13 protein-coding genes and 1 pseudogene are annotated in these 15,484 nt (G+C 59.6%); 6 read left to right on the top strand and 8 right to left on the bottom strand.

Annotation, left to right across the window (positions count from 1 at the left end):
- A pseudogene (locus tag LAT62_RS06950) lies at positions 1-1,138 on the top strand (hypothetical protein); the annotation flags it as partial.
- On the opposite strand, the gene LAT62_RS06945 reads toward LAT62_RS06950, so the two are convergent.
- The gene (locus tag LAT62_RS06945) at positions 1,126-2,172 is read right to left on the bottom strand and encodes a Gfo/Idh/MocA family oxidoreductase (protein ID WP_293381039.1); all 1,047 of its coding nucleotides are present in this window, start codon (positions 2,170-2,172) and stop codon (positions 1,126-1,128) included. The pseudogene LAT62_RS06950 and the gene LAT62_RS06945 sit on opposite strands and share 13 nt — an antisense overlap.
- A 255-nt stretch (positions 2,173-2,427) precedes the next feature.
- On the opposite strand from LAT62_RS06945, the gene LAT62_RS06940 reads away from it, so the two are divergent.
- A complete protein-coding gene (locus LAT62_RS06940; protein ID WP_293381036.1) occupies positions 2,428-3,720 on the top strand; it encodes an NCS2 family permease in 1,293 nt (430 codons plus the stop codon).
- Between the two features lie 66 nt (positions 3,721-3,786).
- Positions 3,787-4,344 (top strand): adenine phosphoribosyltransferase, encoded by a 558-nt coding sequence (locus tag LAT62_RS06935; RefSeq protein ID WP_293381032.1) that lies wholly within the window; start codon positions 3,787-3,789, stop codon positions 4,342-4,344.
- A gap of 14 nt (positions 4,345-4,358) precedes the next feature.
- Here LAT62_RS06935 and LAT62_RS06930 read toward each other — a convergent pair whose 3' ends face one another.
- On the bottom strand, positions 4,359-4,754 hold the full coding sequence (locus tag LAT62_RS06930; protein WP_293381029.1) for an MAPEG family protein: 396 nt from the start codon (positions 4,752-4,754) through the stop codon (positions 4,359-4,361).
- Between the two features lie 212 nt (positions 4,755-4,966).
- On the opposite strand from LAT62_RS06930, the gene tpx reads away from it, so the two are divergent.
- The gene (gene tpx / locus LAT62_RS06925; RefSeq protein ID WP_293381026.1) at positions 4,967-5,461 is read left to right on the top strand and encodes a thiol peroxidase; all 495 of its coding nucleotides are present in this window, start codon (positions 4,967-4,969) and stop codon (positions 5,459-5,461) included.
- A 19-nt stretch (positions 5,462-5,480) separates the two neighbouring features.
- Here the strand turns inward: tpx and LAT62_RS06920 are convergent, their stop codons facing one another.
- From LAT62_RS06920 to LAT62_RS06900, 5 genes are read right to left on the bottom strand one after another with little or no spacing between them, the layout of a single operon-like run.
- Positions 5,481-5,996, bottom strand: coding sequence for a hypothetical protein (locus tag LAT62_RS06920; RefSeq protein ID WP_293381023.1), 516 nt, complete (start codon positions 5,994-5,996; stop codon positions 5,481-5,483).
- Entirely contained in the window at positions 5,996-6,481 is a 486-nt protein-coding gene (locus LAT62_RS06915) for a hypothetical protein (RefSeq protein ID WP_293381020.1), read from the bottom strand. The genes LAT62_RS06920 and LAT62_RS06915 overlap by 1 nt, the downstream gene beginning before the upstream one ends.
- Positions 6,481-6,927, bottom strand: coding sequence for a hypothetical protein (locus LAT62_RS06910; RefSeq protein WP_293381017.1), 447 nt, complete (start codon positions 6,925-6,927; stop codon positions 6,481-6,483). Before LAT62_RS06910 ends, LAT62_RS06915 begins: the two co-directional genes overlap by 1 nt.
- Positions 6,924-8,255 carry a deoxyguanosinetriphosphate triphosphohydrolase gene (locus tag LAT62_RS06905; protein WP_293381014.1) on the bottom strand — a complete coding sequence of 444 codons (1,332 nt, stop codon included), beginning with the start codon at positions 8,253-8,255 and terminating at the stop codon, positions 6,924-6,926. The genes LAT62_RS06910 and LAT62_RS06905 overlap by 4 nt, the downstream gene beginning before the upstream one ends.
- A 28-nt stretch (positions 8,256-8,283) precedes the next feature.
- Positions 8,284-10,605 (bottom strand): penicillin acylase family protein, encoded by a 2,322-nt coding sequence (locus LAT62_RS06900; protein ID WP_293381011.1) that lies wholly within the window; start codon positions 10,603-10,605, stop codon positions 8,284-8,286.
- A gap of 155 nt (positions 10,606-10,760) precedes the next feature.
- Here LAT62_RS06900 and parC point away from each other — a divergent pair, with 155 nt between their 5' ends.
- Both parC and LAT62_RS06890 read left to right on the top strand, forming a co-directional pair.
- On the top strand, positions 10,761-13,007 hold the full coding sequence (parC, locus tag LAT62_RS06895; protein WP_293381007.1) for a DNA topoisomerase IV subunit A: 2,247 nt from the start codon (positions 10,761-10,763) through the stop codon (positions 13,005-13,007).
- A gap of 80 nt (positions 13,008-13,087) precedes the next feature.
- Complete coding sequence (locus tag LAT62_RS06890) at positions 13,088-13,363, top strand: late competence development ComFB family protein (RefSeq protein ID WP_293381004.1); 276 nt, start codon at positions 13,088-13,090, stop codon at positions 13,361-13,363.
- On the opposite strand, the gene glgX is transcribed toward LAT62_RS06890, so the two are convergent.
- A complete protein-coding gene (gene glgX / locus LAT62_RS06885; RefSeq protein WP_293381001.1) occupies positions 13,348-15,483 on the bottom strand; it encodes a glycogen debranching protein GlgX in 2,136 nt (711 codons plus the stop codon). The genes LAT62_RS06890 and glgX overlap by 16 nt on opposite strands.
- Position 15,484 lies beyond the last annotated feature (1 nt).

The raw sequence follows: 15,484 nt of genomic DNA, 5'->3' as shown, positions 1-15,484 counted from the left end.
TGAGCCTCCTGCAGCTTTGGCGGTTCCTGGCTCCGTGCGCGGTGAATTCGGCCGCAGTACGCCCGTCAATCCACGCGCCGGCACCCATTATCAGACTTACCATGTCGACATCGATGCTGACCAACTGGTGATGATTTCGGCCAGCAGTGATGATTTTGCAACGTCCCTGACCCTGTATTCGCCAGATGGCACCATGCTGCAGATGGCCAGCTCGCTGGATGACTGGGGCTATCAACTGGAGCGCTCGCGACTCATCCGGCAGACTGTGTCAGCCGGTACCTATACACTGGTCGTGTCTGCCGAAGGACCCGGGCAGGTAGGTCAATATGCACTGAGCCTGGAGCATTTGCGCGAAGATGCAGAACTCACAGTGCCCGGAGAGGCGCGAGGCTACCTTGCCGGTGGTACCGGGAGATCTCACCCTTATACCGGGGCAGCCATGCGGGTGTACCCCATCAGCGTGGAGGAAGCCGTCACGCTGGACCTGCGACTGGCATCGGAGGATTTTGATGCTTTCCTGACGCTGGTAGAAGCCGACAGCCAGGACATAGTCGCCGAAAACGATGACTGGGGCGGCTCTACAGACTCCAGAATCCTCATTGCCCTGGAGCCGGGTGACTACGAACTCTGGGCGACGGGATTTTTTGAGGATTCCGCCGGCTTGTTCACGGTGTCTGCCAGTGAGCGTGAGATCCAAACACTGTCGGCTCTGGGAGAAGACGGATTTCTCAACGACGTCATGACCGACAGCCGACAGCCCATACCCGGATCTGGTGGCATGACTGGCAACCCCTATCCGCTGTCTGTGGAAGAGCCCATTGTGCTGGATCTGCAGATGTTGTCGCACGATCTGGATCCCTACCTGTTTGTGCTGGATGCCAATCAGGAAATCGTGGGCGAAGACGATGACTCTGCCGGCAGCCTGAATGCCAGGCTGCTGATGCCTCTTGAGCCGGGTGAATACACGGTGTGGGCCTCCTCCTTCAGCGAATCAGGGCGAGGGGACTTTCAAATACTCACGGAAACCCACCAGCCGGATGATTTTGAAGGCTCTTTTATCGGAGACTACATTCTGGGTGACAGTGCGTTCAGAGGCACCGGAAGCAGCAGCGGTTGTGGCTGCGGCTACGACTGGTAGTCCCAGCCAAGAGTCCGCCCTGACCGGGCGGACTCCTCAAGCACGGCCATCAGATGAATCAGGTCCCGTGCCTCGTTGGCCGGGACCGGCGGCGGCCCACCGTCCAGAATGGCGCTGACCAGGTCCCGATAGAAACCCCGGTAATCACCCGCCTGTATCCGAAGTTCTTCCATCTTGCCAGCCTGATCAAACTGCCAGGCAATCTGCCTGCCCGCATGGGGGTAGCCGGCTGCATCGGGTTGCTCGCCGGCGCGTAAGGCCTCCTCCTGAGGATCCAGCCCCCAACACTGCCAACTGCCCTCGTCGAACCTCGCGTTGAAGCGGCGCATTCGGCCTGCTTCGTAAGGCGTGGAACCTGCGCTCACCTGCAGTTCGCCATAGTCCAGACGGAGTTCAAACCAGTCGGCAGCCTGACTGCCGGGGCGCAGGGCACGGATGTCGGCCTGCACTGTTTTAGGGCGGCCCAACAGTGTCAGCACCTGGTCCAGCAGATGGGGCCCCAGATCCCAGAAAATACCGGTCCCCACCCCGGCCTGTTCACGCCAGCGATTTCGGGGTTCGGGTCGAAAGCGGTCGAAGCGGGTGTCCAGATGGCGCAATGTCCCCAATGTCCGCTGGTTCACCAGGGACCTCAGGGTGACAAAATCACCATCATAGCGACGGTTCTGGTAGACGCTCAGATGGCGCTGGTGTACCGACGCCAGGGCGAGAAGTTGGTCCATCTGTTCCGAACGGGTGACCGACGGCTTCTCGACCAACACATGTCGATCGGCCTCCAGACACTGGCGAGCCAGATCAAAATGCAGCTCGTTGGGGGCGGTGATGACCACCAGATCAATGTCGTCACGTGCCAACAGGGTTCCAGTATCCGGCACTACGGCGGCTTCCGGCGCACTCTGCTGCACTGCGTCCGGTCGTCTGCTCTGCACGGCACGCAACACCAGTTGCGGATGGCTGCGAATAAAGGGCAGGTGAAACACCTGACCTGATAACCCAAACCCGATCAATCCCACACCCAGTTCCGCTTTTGCCATACCATCCCCTTGCTTGGTCAATCATGCTGGCCCTGAGGTATAGCGGTCAGTTGCGGTTTCCGCAAGTATCAAACTGTGACAGGTCACCAGGAATGCGCCCGATTCTTGCAGAGGCATGCCATGAAGCCGACAGGGGCTCTGTGGCCTCCATTGGTGCACCAGAACTTTCCATTTATTTACGCAAGGGCTAAACTGCGCCATCCAATGGTGCACGCACTGCTTGCCCACCGACTGACCCACAAGAGAGCAGAACCTATGTTGGAACGCATGTTCAAGATCAAGGAAATGGGCTCCAGCGTCCGGACTGAGGTGATCGCAGGGATTACCACCTTCCTGACCATGGCTTACATCATCTTCGTGAACCCGGACATCCTGTCCGATGCCGGTATGGATCGAGATTCCGTGTTCGTGGCGACCTGTCTGGCCGCCGCTGTTGGCTGTCTGATCATGGGCCTGTGGGCCAACTATCCGATTGCACAGGCGCCCGGGATGGGCCTGAATGCCTTCTTTACCTACGGTGTTGTACTCGGTATGGGGCACGCCTGGGAAGTGGCACTCGGTGCGGTATTCCTCTCCGGTATCCTGTTCCTGCTGCTGAGCATTTTCAAGGTGCGCGAATGGATCATCAATGCCATACCCCTGTCAGTGCGCTATGGTATCGCCGCCGGTATCGGCTTTTTCCTGGCCATTATCGCGCTGCAAAATGCGGGTATCGTCGTTGGCTATGACGCGACACTGATTACATTGGGTGATTTGACCGAGCCGGCTGCCATCTATGCGCTTCTGGGCTTCTTCGTCATCGCTGCGCTGGCCTATCTGAAGGTGACCGGTGCAGTCATGATCGGTGTATTGGGCATCAGCGTGCTGGCCATGGTATTCGGCCACAATGAGTTTGGCGGCATCGTGTCAGCGCCGCCATCCATCGAGCCCACCTTCTTCAAACTGGATATCGTGGGGGCGCTGGATGTTGCTCTGATCAGCGTCATCTTCGCTTTCCTTTTTGTCGACCTGTTTGATACGTCGGGTACCCTGATTGGTGTGGCCGAGCGCGGCAAACTGCTGGACAAGGATGGCAACCTGCCGCGCATCAATCGCGCCATGATGTCAGACTCCACGGCCTCCATTGCCGGTTCGCTGTTCGGTACGTCGACCACCACCAGTTATATCGAGAGTGCTGCAGGCATTGCGGCGGGCGGCAAAACCGGTCTGACCGCCGTGGTGGTGGCTATTCTGTTCCTGATCAGCCTCTTTTTCGCGCCTCTGGCGGGGTCGGTGCCGGCGTTTGCCACTGCCGGTGCGCTGCTTTACGTTGCTGTATTGATGTCCGGCGCTCTGGCCAAGGCCAACTGGGATGATGTCACCGAAGCCGCGCCGGTATTGATTGCCGCCCTGGCCATGCCGTTTACCTACTCCATTGCCGACGGTATCGCGCTGGCCTTTATCAGCTATGCAGTTATCAAGACGTTCGCCGGGCGCTGGCAAGATGTCAGCCCGATGGTGTACATTCTGGCGCTGGTGTTCATCCTGAAGTTTATCTTCCTGGATTGACGGTGAATCGACGTCTGCCTGCTGCCCCCGCATGGAGGGAGGCGGGCAGCCTGCCAGAGAGCTGATATGACACAACCTTCGACGCCCTACAGCGACCAAATAAAAGGGGTGATCCGTACCGTTCGTGACTGGCCCCAGCCTGGGGTCAATTTTCGGGACATCACGCCGCTGATGCAGGACCGCGCGGCTTTTCGCAAGCTGGTGGATGCCTTCGTTCATCAGTATCAGGAACTCGACATTGATGCCATTGCCGCTATCGACGCGCGCGGCTTCATTATAGGCGCGCCATTGGCCTACGAGCTCAATACCAGTTTTGTGCCGGTGCGCAAGAAGGGCAAGCTGCCCTTTCGGACCCTGAGCGAAACCTACAAGCTGGAATACGGTGAGGCGACTGTCGAATTGCACGCCGACGCCTTCAAGGAGGGTGACCGTATACTGGTGGTTGATGACCTGATTGCTACCGGCGGCACCATGCTGGCGGCCGCCAAGCTGATCAAGCGCGTCGGGGGCGAGGTGGTGGAATGCGCCACCATCATCGACCTGCCTGACCTAGGCGGCGCAGAGGCTATTCGTGCCGCCGGTTTCGGGGTGTTCAGCGTGTGCACCTTCTCCGAACAGGAGTAAGGTCTCCCCCAGGCTCAGAAGTTCAATGCGACACCAACCCAGAGCGCAATCAGCGCCAGATTGCTGACCTGAAAGACCAGCATCCGGTGGATGACGTTATTGTAGGTCAGGTGAATGGCGGCATGTGCAATACGCGAAAGCACATAGGCCCATGCCAGGGGGGCCACCCAGCCGGCTTCAATGGGGTGTAGCAGGTAAATCAGGGCTGCGACATAAAACAGCATCGGCATTTCGAACAGGTTGGAAAAGTGGCGCGTGGCCTGTTGCAGATAGCGCGGCGCGTCTCCACTGACAAGGCGGAAGTAGCCCATGGATACCTCACCACGACTGACGGCCCGATAGCGCATGATGAAACCGGAAATCAGCAGCAGGAAAGTAAAGGCCACCATGGCCAGAAGTGGGTAGAGCATGGCTTGCAGTCTCCTTGTCAGCAAAGGGCGTCAGTCTATCATAGGCCGACACCAGCGCCGTGCTCGATAACCCAATAGCCCTCCAGAGTGAATGGTCTGTTGGGCTCAGCGGTACGTATTTGAACCCACGGAACAAACGGCTTTTGCAAGCCGGGCATTACATGTGACCCAAGCGTACCAATTATCAGTGAAATATACGGAGTTTGTGGACTATGGCAATCGTCACCCTTCGGGGTACTGAATTCGAGACCGTTGGAGAGTTGCCACCCAAAGGATCACCCGCCCCCGATTTCAGATTGACCGGTGCGGATCTGAATGAGATCAAGATGGTCGACTTCAGTGGCCAGCGGATTGTTCTCAACATTTTCCCGAGCCTCGACACCTCACCTTGTGCACTGTCTGTAAAGCGCTTCGACGAGCTTGCCGGTGAACTGGAGAATACTGCAGTGCTCTGCGTTTCCGCAGACCTCCCCTTCGCCCAGGCTCGCTTCTGCGGCGCCGAAGGTCTGGGCAATGTAGTGACAGGCTCAACCTTTCGCAGCAGTTTCGGCGAAGACTATGGCGCCATGTTTCGCAATGGTCCCTTGGCTGGCCTGTTGTCGAGATCCGTCGTGGTCATCGACACCGATGGGCGGGTGATCCATACGCAGCAGGTCAGTGAAACAACAGACGAGCCCGACTACGAAGCCGTCATCGCTGTGCTTTGATGGATGTGATGGCGAGTTTTCAAAGCCGCCAGCCCAGAGTGACATCCACATTCGGGCTCAGCGACCAAGCTGGCGCTGAGCTCGCCCCCCGTTCTCTGACCCGGAACTGTGCTCCATAACCCAGATCAAGTCTGAAGTCCTGACGTTGCAGGCCCCATGACCAGCGGCTGAACAGAACACCTTCCCACTCTCCGGCAGGTTCCTCGCAGTTGATCACCGAGCAGGGCCCCTCATCGGTGTTCTGAAAGTGGTGCACGACCCGCACACCGGTGGCAAGATACCAGTCAGGATGGTCGCTGAGCAGGCTTTGCTGGCGAACAAGCGAGGCACCCAGCGTCTCCAGCTCATAGCCGATATTGGCTCTGACCAGCCAGTTCGCAGCCTGACCATTGTCAGTGCGCGACACGCCGATACCATGCGTCGTGCCATCCAGGGGCGTGTAGTGCCAAAACCAGGTGCGCTCGTCGTCGGCCACTGCCGGTGACACCAACAGTGTACTCAACAGGAGCATGCAGGTCAGGGGGCGGGTCGGCATCACAGGTTCCACCCCAGGCTCAGTTCATAGGTTGGGCACAGATAACAGGCAAGGTAGGGTGTGCGATCTCCCGCCCGAGCCTGAATGCCGAGGCCGCCGCTCAGTGTCAACGGGTCCCAGACCCAACGATAGGACTGTCGCGCCTTGATGCGCAATGCCGCACCGTAGGTGTCATCACCATGGTCGATGAGATCAGGCTGCAGGGTCAGGTTCGGATGCCAGCCGGACTCCAGTGGATCAGCGCTGTGGAAGTCGATCCGGGCAATGGGCGACAGGCGGCGCGTCGGGTTACTGCGCGTGCCCCAGCCGTCGGTATAGTAGACCCCGAAAGACAGTGTCGTCTGGGAGCGCCAGGCAAAATCCAGCTCCGCGTTGACGCTGTTGTTGGCCAGCGCCCAGGAAGGGTCTGTGCGAACCCGGATCAGATCCAGGGCACTGACCGGCAGGGTCGCCAGCAGAAGGGCAAGAAGCAATACCAGTCGCATCAGAAGCGCCACCCCAGACTCAGGTCTGCACCCACCCAGAGCTGCCAGTCATCACGATGGTCCTGGCGCAGATCCGGGCCGATACCGACTGCAAGATTGAAATTGTCGCCGTGCCACTGGTAGCGCTCCAGAATCCGAATAGAGGTGAAGCGATCGGTAAACGCCAGACCGGTGGGGCTGTGGCGCACGGCCAGTCCGGTATACCAGCCGTTATCGCGTCTGGGCTGGCGATACAGATGCAGGTGCGCACCGAATATGAACTCATCCAGCAGGACCCCGGTTGTGACAGACGGACCCAGCGCCCAGCGGTCGCCCACGCCGATATCAAGCTCGGCGTTGATGGCGCCACCGAGAAAATAGGCTGGATTGGCCCGCACATTGATGTCAGCGATCGCCTGGGCCGCCAACAGCAGGCTCGGAATCAGCAACAGGAGGCGGTTCTTCATCGGGTCATCAGCGGTACACCGCCTATCTGTTTGGCCAGATAATTGGCATATTGATCGGTTTGCTGGGTAACAAAATCCAGCGTGCGCAGGTAGATGCCATAGAGCGACCAGTGCGCCTGAGGGGCTTCGTCACGCATCAGGTCCAGAACGCGCAAAGTCCGGTAGCTGAGATCCTGGCCCTGCCGGGAATGCAGTTCGTGGCCGGCGGAGAGAAAGGCATGCAACAGCGTGCTCAAGGTCGCATAGGCGCCGATTTCTATCTCGGTTTTGTGGCTGTCCTTGAAGACTTTTCTTTTGGCCAGCGCCTTGGCGGCACGGATGCCGTCACCAATATGTTGCGGACACCAATCGAGCAGTTCGCCTTCCAGTTCACCCCGCATGATGACCGTCTTCTGGCGCAGAAAGGCTTCTACAACCGAGTCGATGACCGCCTGCATGGCCTTGCCGCGCAGGGCAGCCAGTTTGCGCAGGGGTGATACCTCATCCTTCGCGCCCAGCGCCAGCTCGGCCTGGGGGTTCAGCTGGCGCAGAATATCCCGAACTTCCTCGAACTGCAGGATGCGGAGATCCACCGCGTCTTCCAGGTCTATGATGGCGTAGCAGATGTCGTCTGCTGCCTCCATCAGATAAGACAGCGGGTGACGGCACCAGCGCTGCTCGCCGCGTCTGATCAGCCCCAGATGCGTGGCAATCTCCTGCAGATTGGCGGCTTCCTGTTGAAAGCAGGCGAATTTGCCCTGCTCCCCGGCGTGCCGCACCGTCCAGGGATATTTCAGCATGGTGGCCAGCGTCGGGTAGGTCAGACGCAACCCACCACGAAACAGGTGATACTCAATGTCGGTGACCAGCCTGAACCCCTGGGCATTGCCTTCCCAGCAGACCAGGTCCTGACGCTCATCAGTACTGAGACTCTCGAGCAGAGGGGCATTCTGCGGCTGGCGAAACCAGTCCTGGATGGCAAATTCCCCGGCATGGCCGAAGGGTGGATTGCCGATATCATGGGCCAGACAGGCCGCCTGCACAATCACACCGATGTCATCCGGCTGAATCCAGGCCGGCAGGTCCCGATGAATGCGTTCGCCAACCTTGAGCCCCAGTGACCGCCCGACACTGCCGACTTCCACACTGTGGATCAGTCGGGTATGGACATGGTCATTCAGGGACAGCGGATGCACCTGCGTTTTGCCGCTCAGGCGACGAAACGCGCCAGAGAAAACAATGCGGTCATAGTCCTTGTGAAAATGGCTGCGCCCCAGTTCATGGGGCTCCGGAGCCAGGTGTCCGTGGCGCGCGGTGCTCAGCAAACGATCCCAGTGCATTTCCGTCATTCCTTTTCGGCTCCTTTGGTCTTGCCCGTCAGCGCTGGGGGAACAGCGACATCTGATAGCGTGCCGGTCCGGGTAGCAGCGGAGCCGGATTCGCGTTCAGCCAGTCTGAATGTCCGATGCGATAATAGGGGCTGATAGGGTGGCCGCTTTGGCTTCCAGCCTGATGAAACAGTCCCTCGTGTTCGCGCCCGGGTGCGACTACCATACGCTGGCTGGCGCTGAGCTGGGGACCTTGAATGCGCGGCATGTAGTAGTCACCGGGCAGGCCGTCAGCAGGCAGATTGAGTGCCGGTGCGAGTGCGGGCACCCACTGGCTCAGCGGGTGGCGCCAGGCGCCATCATTCTGCTGTGACCATGTCAGTGGCCCCAGTTCATTGCTGGTCGCATCCATGGCGGCCAGTAATGCATCTTCCCACAAGGCTTCCCAGTTGTCGAAGGCTGGATTCAGTGCTGATTCCGGGGCCTCATTGGTCAGCGCCCAGAGCGGGTATTCGACCTGGCGCAGTACATGACGTACATCAAATACCCGGCTGCGCTCTGCCAGTTGTGCATAGACCGGGCCGAGGGTGCGCTCCAGCACGGCCTGTCGGTAGGCTCTAACCAATGGGTAGGCCAGACTGTCTGGTCGCGCGCGCAGCGGCTCGTCACTCTCCAGCTCTGCCAGCAGCGACGCATTCAGGTTGACATTGATCTGCTCAAGCAGGGCGAGCAGGTGGGCCCGCCAGCGTTCATGCAGCAGTGCCCCGTCGTCCAGTTGAATGTCCAGCAGCGCTTGTTCACTGGCCTGCTCAAGATTCAGCAGTTGATCACGCATCTGCTGGCCGCGCACTCCGAGGTCATGGTCACCTCGTTGCAGCGCCGGGTGAGTTGTCAGTGTCCGGTGGCCGGTCAGCCAGAGATGATCGCGCCCCAGCAATGTGGGCCTTTCGCGGTTCCACCATTCGCTGTCGTTTGTAGTCAGGTCAGCGCCGGCCAGAGGTGCTGAGCCAACGCCTTCTCCGGGCAAAGGGCCGGCCAAAGACCACGCAATGTCGCCGGCCCGGTCGGCCACGACCAGATTCTGTGTCGGTATTCCGGCCTCGGCGTACTGCAGGGCTTCGGCAATCGTCGTCACGTTTTCCATATCGAGCAGGGTCAGGTCGACACCTTCTGTCGACAGGGCACTCCAGCGCAGTGCCAGCCAACGACCTTCATCATCCTGGCCGATAACCGGCCCCCAGCGGGTATGGCGGGTCTGCATGACCTGTGGAGAGCTGCCACGGATAGCAATCGATTCGTCCTGCACCCGGAAAGGCTCCCAGCCATCAGCCGTCAGATAGGTGTTATCGCGCACCTGCAGACGGATGATATCCGCGGCGGGCAACAAGGTATTGGTGAAGGTCCAGGCGACCTGCTCATTGCTGCCATTGAACATGATCGGGTTGCCCGGCAAGGTGAGCCCCGTTGCCCTGTGACCGCTTTCCAGCAGTTGCCAGCGGGCCCGGTACCAGGTGGCCGGCAGCTCCAGGGGCAGATAATCATTGCTGGCCAGCAAGGCATGGCCGTCTTCAGTGAATGCGCCGCTAACTGCCAGGGCGTCGCCTCCGGGCAGGCCGATGCGGGGCAGGGCATGTGAGCGGCGATCACTGACGCCCCAGTCCTGCAGGGGTGTTGTCGGCAGACTGCTCAAGGCCGGGCTGCCGTTATCATCAAGTGGCGCGTCCCACTCGCCGCGGTCCTGCAGCATAAACCGGCTCCAGTCCTCCGGCAGGTGCCGGTGCAGCGCTTCGAGACTCAGGGCGCGGTCGAGCGTCTGCTCGTGCAGGTTGACTGACCTTGACAGCATCACCAGCACAGAATCTTCCGGCACCCAGGGCTCCGGCTCGCTCTGCAGCAGCAGGTATTCGAAGGGGGGCTGGCTCAGTGTCTGCAGTCCCTGGTTGACACCCCGGGTATAAGATTCGATGATGCTGCGCTGTCTGACGCCTGCGTCGGCAATAACACGCCCGGCCAGGGCGCGCATCTGGTAAGGTCGTCGCTGGCGATCAGCGGTCAGTGACCCGGCCCCCAGCAATGCCGACAGTTCACCGGCGGGCTGGCGGCGCAACAGGTCCATCTGGAAAAAGCGCTCCTGAGCATGCAGGAAGCCGAGGCCGAAGGCGATATCTTCCCGGTGGGTACCGAACAGAGTGGGAACGCCGTAGTCATCGCGCGCGACATCCACCTTGGCGCGCAGACCGGGTACAATATGATTGCCTTCCAGCACCGGCAGACTGCCCTGCAGATAATAGAACAGGGTCATGGCTACCGTGGATACCAGGATCAGTACCAGCAGGACCAGATAACGCAAGGCACGTAAAGCGCGGGACATAGAGAACCCTGTAACAACAGCGAATTGGCAATCGGTTGCAGCCCTCCGCAAGACAGGTCGGGTGCAGCCAAAAGCCGATTGTACCGGATCAGGCAGCCACCATGGCAGGCCTGGACAGCAAATGCGGTAATCAAAGAGTCAACGGACAGTCAAACATGAGCAATACTATCCTCGATCAGGATGGCGTCGAACGCATTTCGCTCGCCCAGTTTACCGAAAAAGCGTACCTGGACTACTCCATGTATGTCATTCTGGACCGGGCGCTGCCCCATATCGGGGACGGTCTGAAACCGGTTCAGCGGCGAATCATCTATGCGATGAGCGAGCTGGGCCTGAAGAATACGGCCAAGTACAAGAAATCGGCGCGCACCGTGGGTGATGTGCTGGGCAAGTATCACCCGCACGGCGACAGTGCCTGCTATGAGGCCATGGTGCTGATGGCGCAGCCGTTCTCCTACCGCTACCCATTGGTGGATGGGCAGGGCAACTGGGGTTCACCCGACGATCCCAAATCTTTCGCTGCCATGCGTTACACCGAGTCACGCCTGGCCCCCTTTGCGGACACGCTGCTCAGTGAACTGGGCCAAGGCACGGTTGACTGGGTGCCGAACTTTGACGGCACTCTGAATGAGCCGGAAATACTGCCCTCACGGCTGCCGCATGTGCTACTCAATGGCACCACGGGTATTGCCGTAGGCATGGCCACCGATGTGCCACCACACAACCTGCGCGAAGTGGTATCCGCCTGCGTTCATCTCCTCGATCAGCCCGAGGCGACGGTACAGGACCTGTTGTTGCACGTAAAAGGGCCGGACTACCCCACCGGTGCGGAGATCATCACCCCGCGCGATGACATCGAGAAGCTCTACACCACGGGTCGGGGCAGCCTGCGCAAGCGTGCCATCTACGAGGTGGAGCAGGGTGACATCATCGTTACCGAACTGCCGTTTCAGGCCTCACCAAGCAAGGTGCTGACGCAGATCGCCCAGCAGATGCAGGCCAAGAAACTGCCCATGGTTACCGACCTGCGTGACGAGTCGGATCATGAAAACCCTACGCGCCTGGTGATCACACCGCGCTCCAATCGGGTCGACGTCGATGCGCTGATGCAGCATCTTTTTGCCACCACGGACCTGGAAAAGACCTACCGGGTCAATATGAACATGATTGGCCTGGACGGCCGTCCGGGCGTGCGGGACTTGCGCCAGATCCTCACTGAGTGGCTCGGCTTCCGGCGTGAAACAGTGCGCCGTCGGCTGCAGTACCGCCTGGACAAGGTCAACGATCGGCTGCACATTCTGGATGGCCTGCTGGTGGCCTATCTGAATATTGATGAAGTTATTGCCATCATCCGCGAGGAAGAAAAGCCCAAGGCAGAACTGATGCGTCGTTTCGGTCTGTCGGATGTGCAGGCGGAAGCTATCCTCGAGCTGCGCCTGCGCCATTTGGCGCGGCTCGAAGAAATGAAGATTCGCGGTGAGCAGGAAGAACTTCAGGCGGAGCGTGATCGTCTGGAGAAAACCCTGAAGTCGGATGCGCGTATGCGCAATCTGATCAAGAAAGAACTGCTGGCCGATGCCGAGACCTATGGCGACGAGCGGCGCAGCCCGCTGGTGGTCAGGCAGGAAGCCAATGCGTTCAGTGAAAGCGATCTGATGCCCAACGAACCGGTGACTGTCATCCTGTCTGAGAAGGGCTGGATACGCTCGGGCAAGGGCCATGAGCTAGACCCGGCGGCGCTCAGCTACAAGTCCGGTGACCAGTTTGCCTGCGCAGCGCATGGCCGCTCCAACCAATCGACCATATTGCTGGATCATACCGGGCGGGCCTATGCCCTGCCCACGCATACGCTGCCCAGCGCTCGCGGTCAGGGTGAGCCGGTCAGTGGCCGGCTGACACTGCCACCCAATTGCGCCTATCGTGGCGTGTTGCTGGATGAGGGTGACAGCCACTATCTGCTGGGGTCCACGGCCGGCTACGGCTTTCGCACCCGGTATGACAATCTGGTCGGCAAGAACCGCAACGGCAAGGCCGTGCTGACGCTGCCCAAGGGCAGTGATGTCCTGCCGCCCCGCCGGGTGAGTGATCCGCTGCATGATCAACTGGCCCTGGTGACCAATGAAGGCAGACTTTTGCTGTTTGCGGTCGGCGATCTGCCGGAACTGGCCAAGGGCAAGGGCAACAAAATGATCAATATTCCGGCGACCAGAGCCACCAAGGGTGAAGAGTTTGTCGTCGACTGGATGGTGTTGCAGCCCGGCCAGGCACTGGTGCTGGTCTCCGGCAAGCGCACCCTGACCCTGAAAGGGTCTGATCTGGCTCAGTACCTGGGTGAGCGCGGGCGCCGGGGCAGCAAGCTGCCGCGCGGCTTCCAGAAGGTGGAGCGGCTGCAGGCCGAATAAAGCCGGGAACACGGCCGCGAAGGCGTCTGTTCTGGTCTACACTTTCAGGCAATATCATCCATTCAATGAGGCCCGATGCCATGTCGATTAAAGAAGACATCAGCAACTACTACGAGGATCTGGTGGTTGACCACCTGGTGGATTCGTTCAGTCAGCGGGGGTTGACCCGGGAAGAAATGGAAGATGTTGCTTGCCTGGCGCTCAATCAGTTGCCGGCACGCTACTATCGCTATTCCGTGGACATGGCCTTCTTTCTGACGGGCCGTGAGATGGAAAAGATGCGCAGCCAAGTCCACGACGCGGTCGCCGCAGCCGTGGAATATGTTATCTCACACCGAAATCAACCCGAGGACTGAGCCGCTGGCACATCAGGCCGGAAGCAGCCCAGAAGACACAGACTGCGCGGCAGTAGCTCATAGTGGCTCTCTGCCGCGGGAAGCGTGCTTTCCTCTCCGTCGTGTCCGGTGTCCAGCAGGACTGGCCAAGCGTCTACATCGGTGTCTGGCAACCTGAAACTGGCCGCTTCATCGCTGGCATTGATCAACCACAGAAAATATTCCCCGCAGGACGCCAGCCCGGAAGACAACTCCTCAACAGCCGGCGAAAGCAACACGCCTACAGTGCGGCACTGAGGATTGTGCCAGTCTTCGATGCGCATGATTTCCCCGTCGGCATTGAACCAGTGCACAGCATCCGAGTGCGCAGGCCCATCGGCCAGGTCTTCCGGATTGAAGACCAGATCATGAAACAGACTGGAGCTCTGGCGAATCCGGACAAGACGCTGCACAAAAGCCACCAGTGAGTCATCTGTACTGTCCCAGTCATACCAGCTGATGGGGTTGTCCTGGCAGTAGGCATTGTTATTGCCCTGTTGGGTCCGACCGAGTTCGTCGCCGCCCAGCATGTGCACAGCTCCCTGCGACAGCATCAGGGTAGCGAGCAAGTTGCGCTTCTGGCGCTGGCGCAGGGCCAGAATGTCAGGGTCGTCGGTAGGTCCCTCGATGCCATGGTTGGCACTGAGGTTGTGTCCGTGGCCGTCCTGATTGTCTTCTCCGTTCAGTTCATTGTGGCGCTGCTCGTAGCTGACCAGGTCTTCCAGCGTGTAGCCATCATGGTAGGTGATGTAATTCAGGCTGCTGGAAAAATCGCGCACGCCCTTTTGCAGCAGATCGCGCGACCCCATCAGCCGGGTGCAGAAATCCGGCAGCAGCCCCTCATCACCACGCCAGAACGCACGCACGATATCCCGGTAGCGGTCGTTGCATTCATACCAGTGGTCCGGAAACTGGCCCAGTTGATAGCCACTGGGTCCGATGTCCCAGGGCTCGGCTATCAGCTTGACCCGACTGAGCAGCGGGTCCTGGGCCAATACCTTGAAGAAGGCGGAATAGGGGCTGAAATGGCGCTGCTCCCGCCCCAGCGTGACCGCCAGGTCGAACCGGAAACCATCAATGTGATAGGTCTCTACCCAGAAGCGCAGGCTGTCCATGATCAGCTTGAGCGTTGCTGTCTGATGCACATTGACGGTATTGCCGCAGCCCGTGTCATTGATGAAACGGGTGCCGTCATGTGTAAACCGGTAGGATTGCTCGGCATTCAGGCCCAGCAGGTTGAGTGTGCATCCTTTGGCATCAGACTCCGCAGTGTGGTTGTAAACCACGTCCATGATCACTTCTATGCCGGCCTGATGCAGCGTGCGTACCAGAGTCTTGAACTCGTTGACTGCATCACGGGTCGCATAGCGCGGATCGGGTGCAAACCAGTTGATGGGGTTGTACCCCCAGTAGTTGGTCAGCGCCATGTCTGTCAGCCTGGGTTCGGGCATGAAGCTCTGTATCGGCAACAGTTGCACAGCGGTGACGCCAAGCTGTTGCAGGTGCAGGATGACGGCCGGGTGTGCCATGCCGAGATAGGTACCCTGGTGCTCTGGCGGCACATCAGGATGCTGTTTGCTGATACCCCGAACATGTGTCTCGTAGACAATGGTCTGGTTCCAGGGCGTGTGCAGCAACTGGTCGCCCTCCCAGTCGAAATCGCTGTGATCGACTACCAGGCCCTTGGGCATGGCGGAAGCGCTGTCTTCAGGGCAGGCGTCATGCGCGCTGCCGCGGACCAGTGTGGACATGCTGGGGTGGAATTCGGCCGGACGGGACAATGCCTGCGCGTAGGGATCCAGCAACAGCTTGGCAGGATTGAAATAGAGCTGCTTCGGCGGATCGAAAGCGCCTTCCGCCCGAAAACCATACGCCTGACCCGGCCTGATACCATCGACTCGGATATGCCAAACATTGCCCGAACGCTCGGTCATCGGCAATTTGTCGGTTTCCCGGCCCTCGGCATCGAACAGACAGAGTGTCATGCCCGAGGCAAAGGGGCTGTAGACGGCAAAATTGCAGCCCTCGGCATCGGGCTGAGCGCCCAACGGAAACGGGCGCCCTCCCGGATGGCTGGAGGCAGAATGAAATCTCAGATTCATT

The sequence above is a fragment of the Natronospirillum sp. genome, assembly GCF_022565775.1.
Taxonomy (GTDB): domain Bacteria; phylum Pseudomonadota; class Gammaproteobacteria; order Pseudomonadales; family Natronospirillaceae; genus Natronospirillum.
This window is presented reverse-complemented; position numbering and strand designations above follow the sequence as displayed.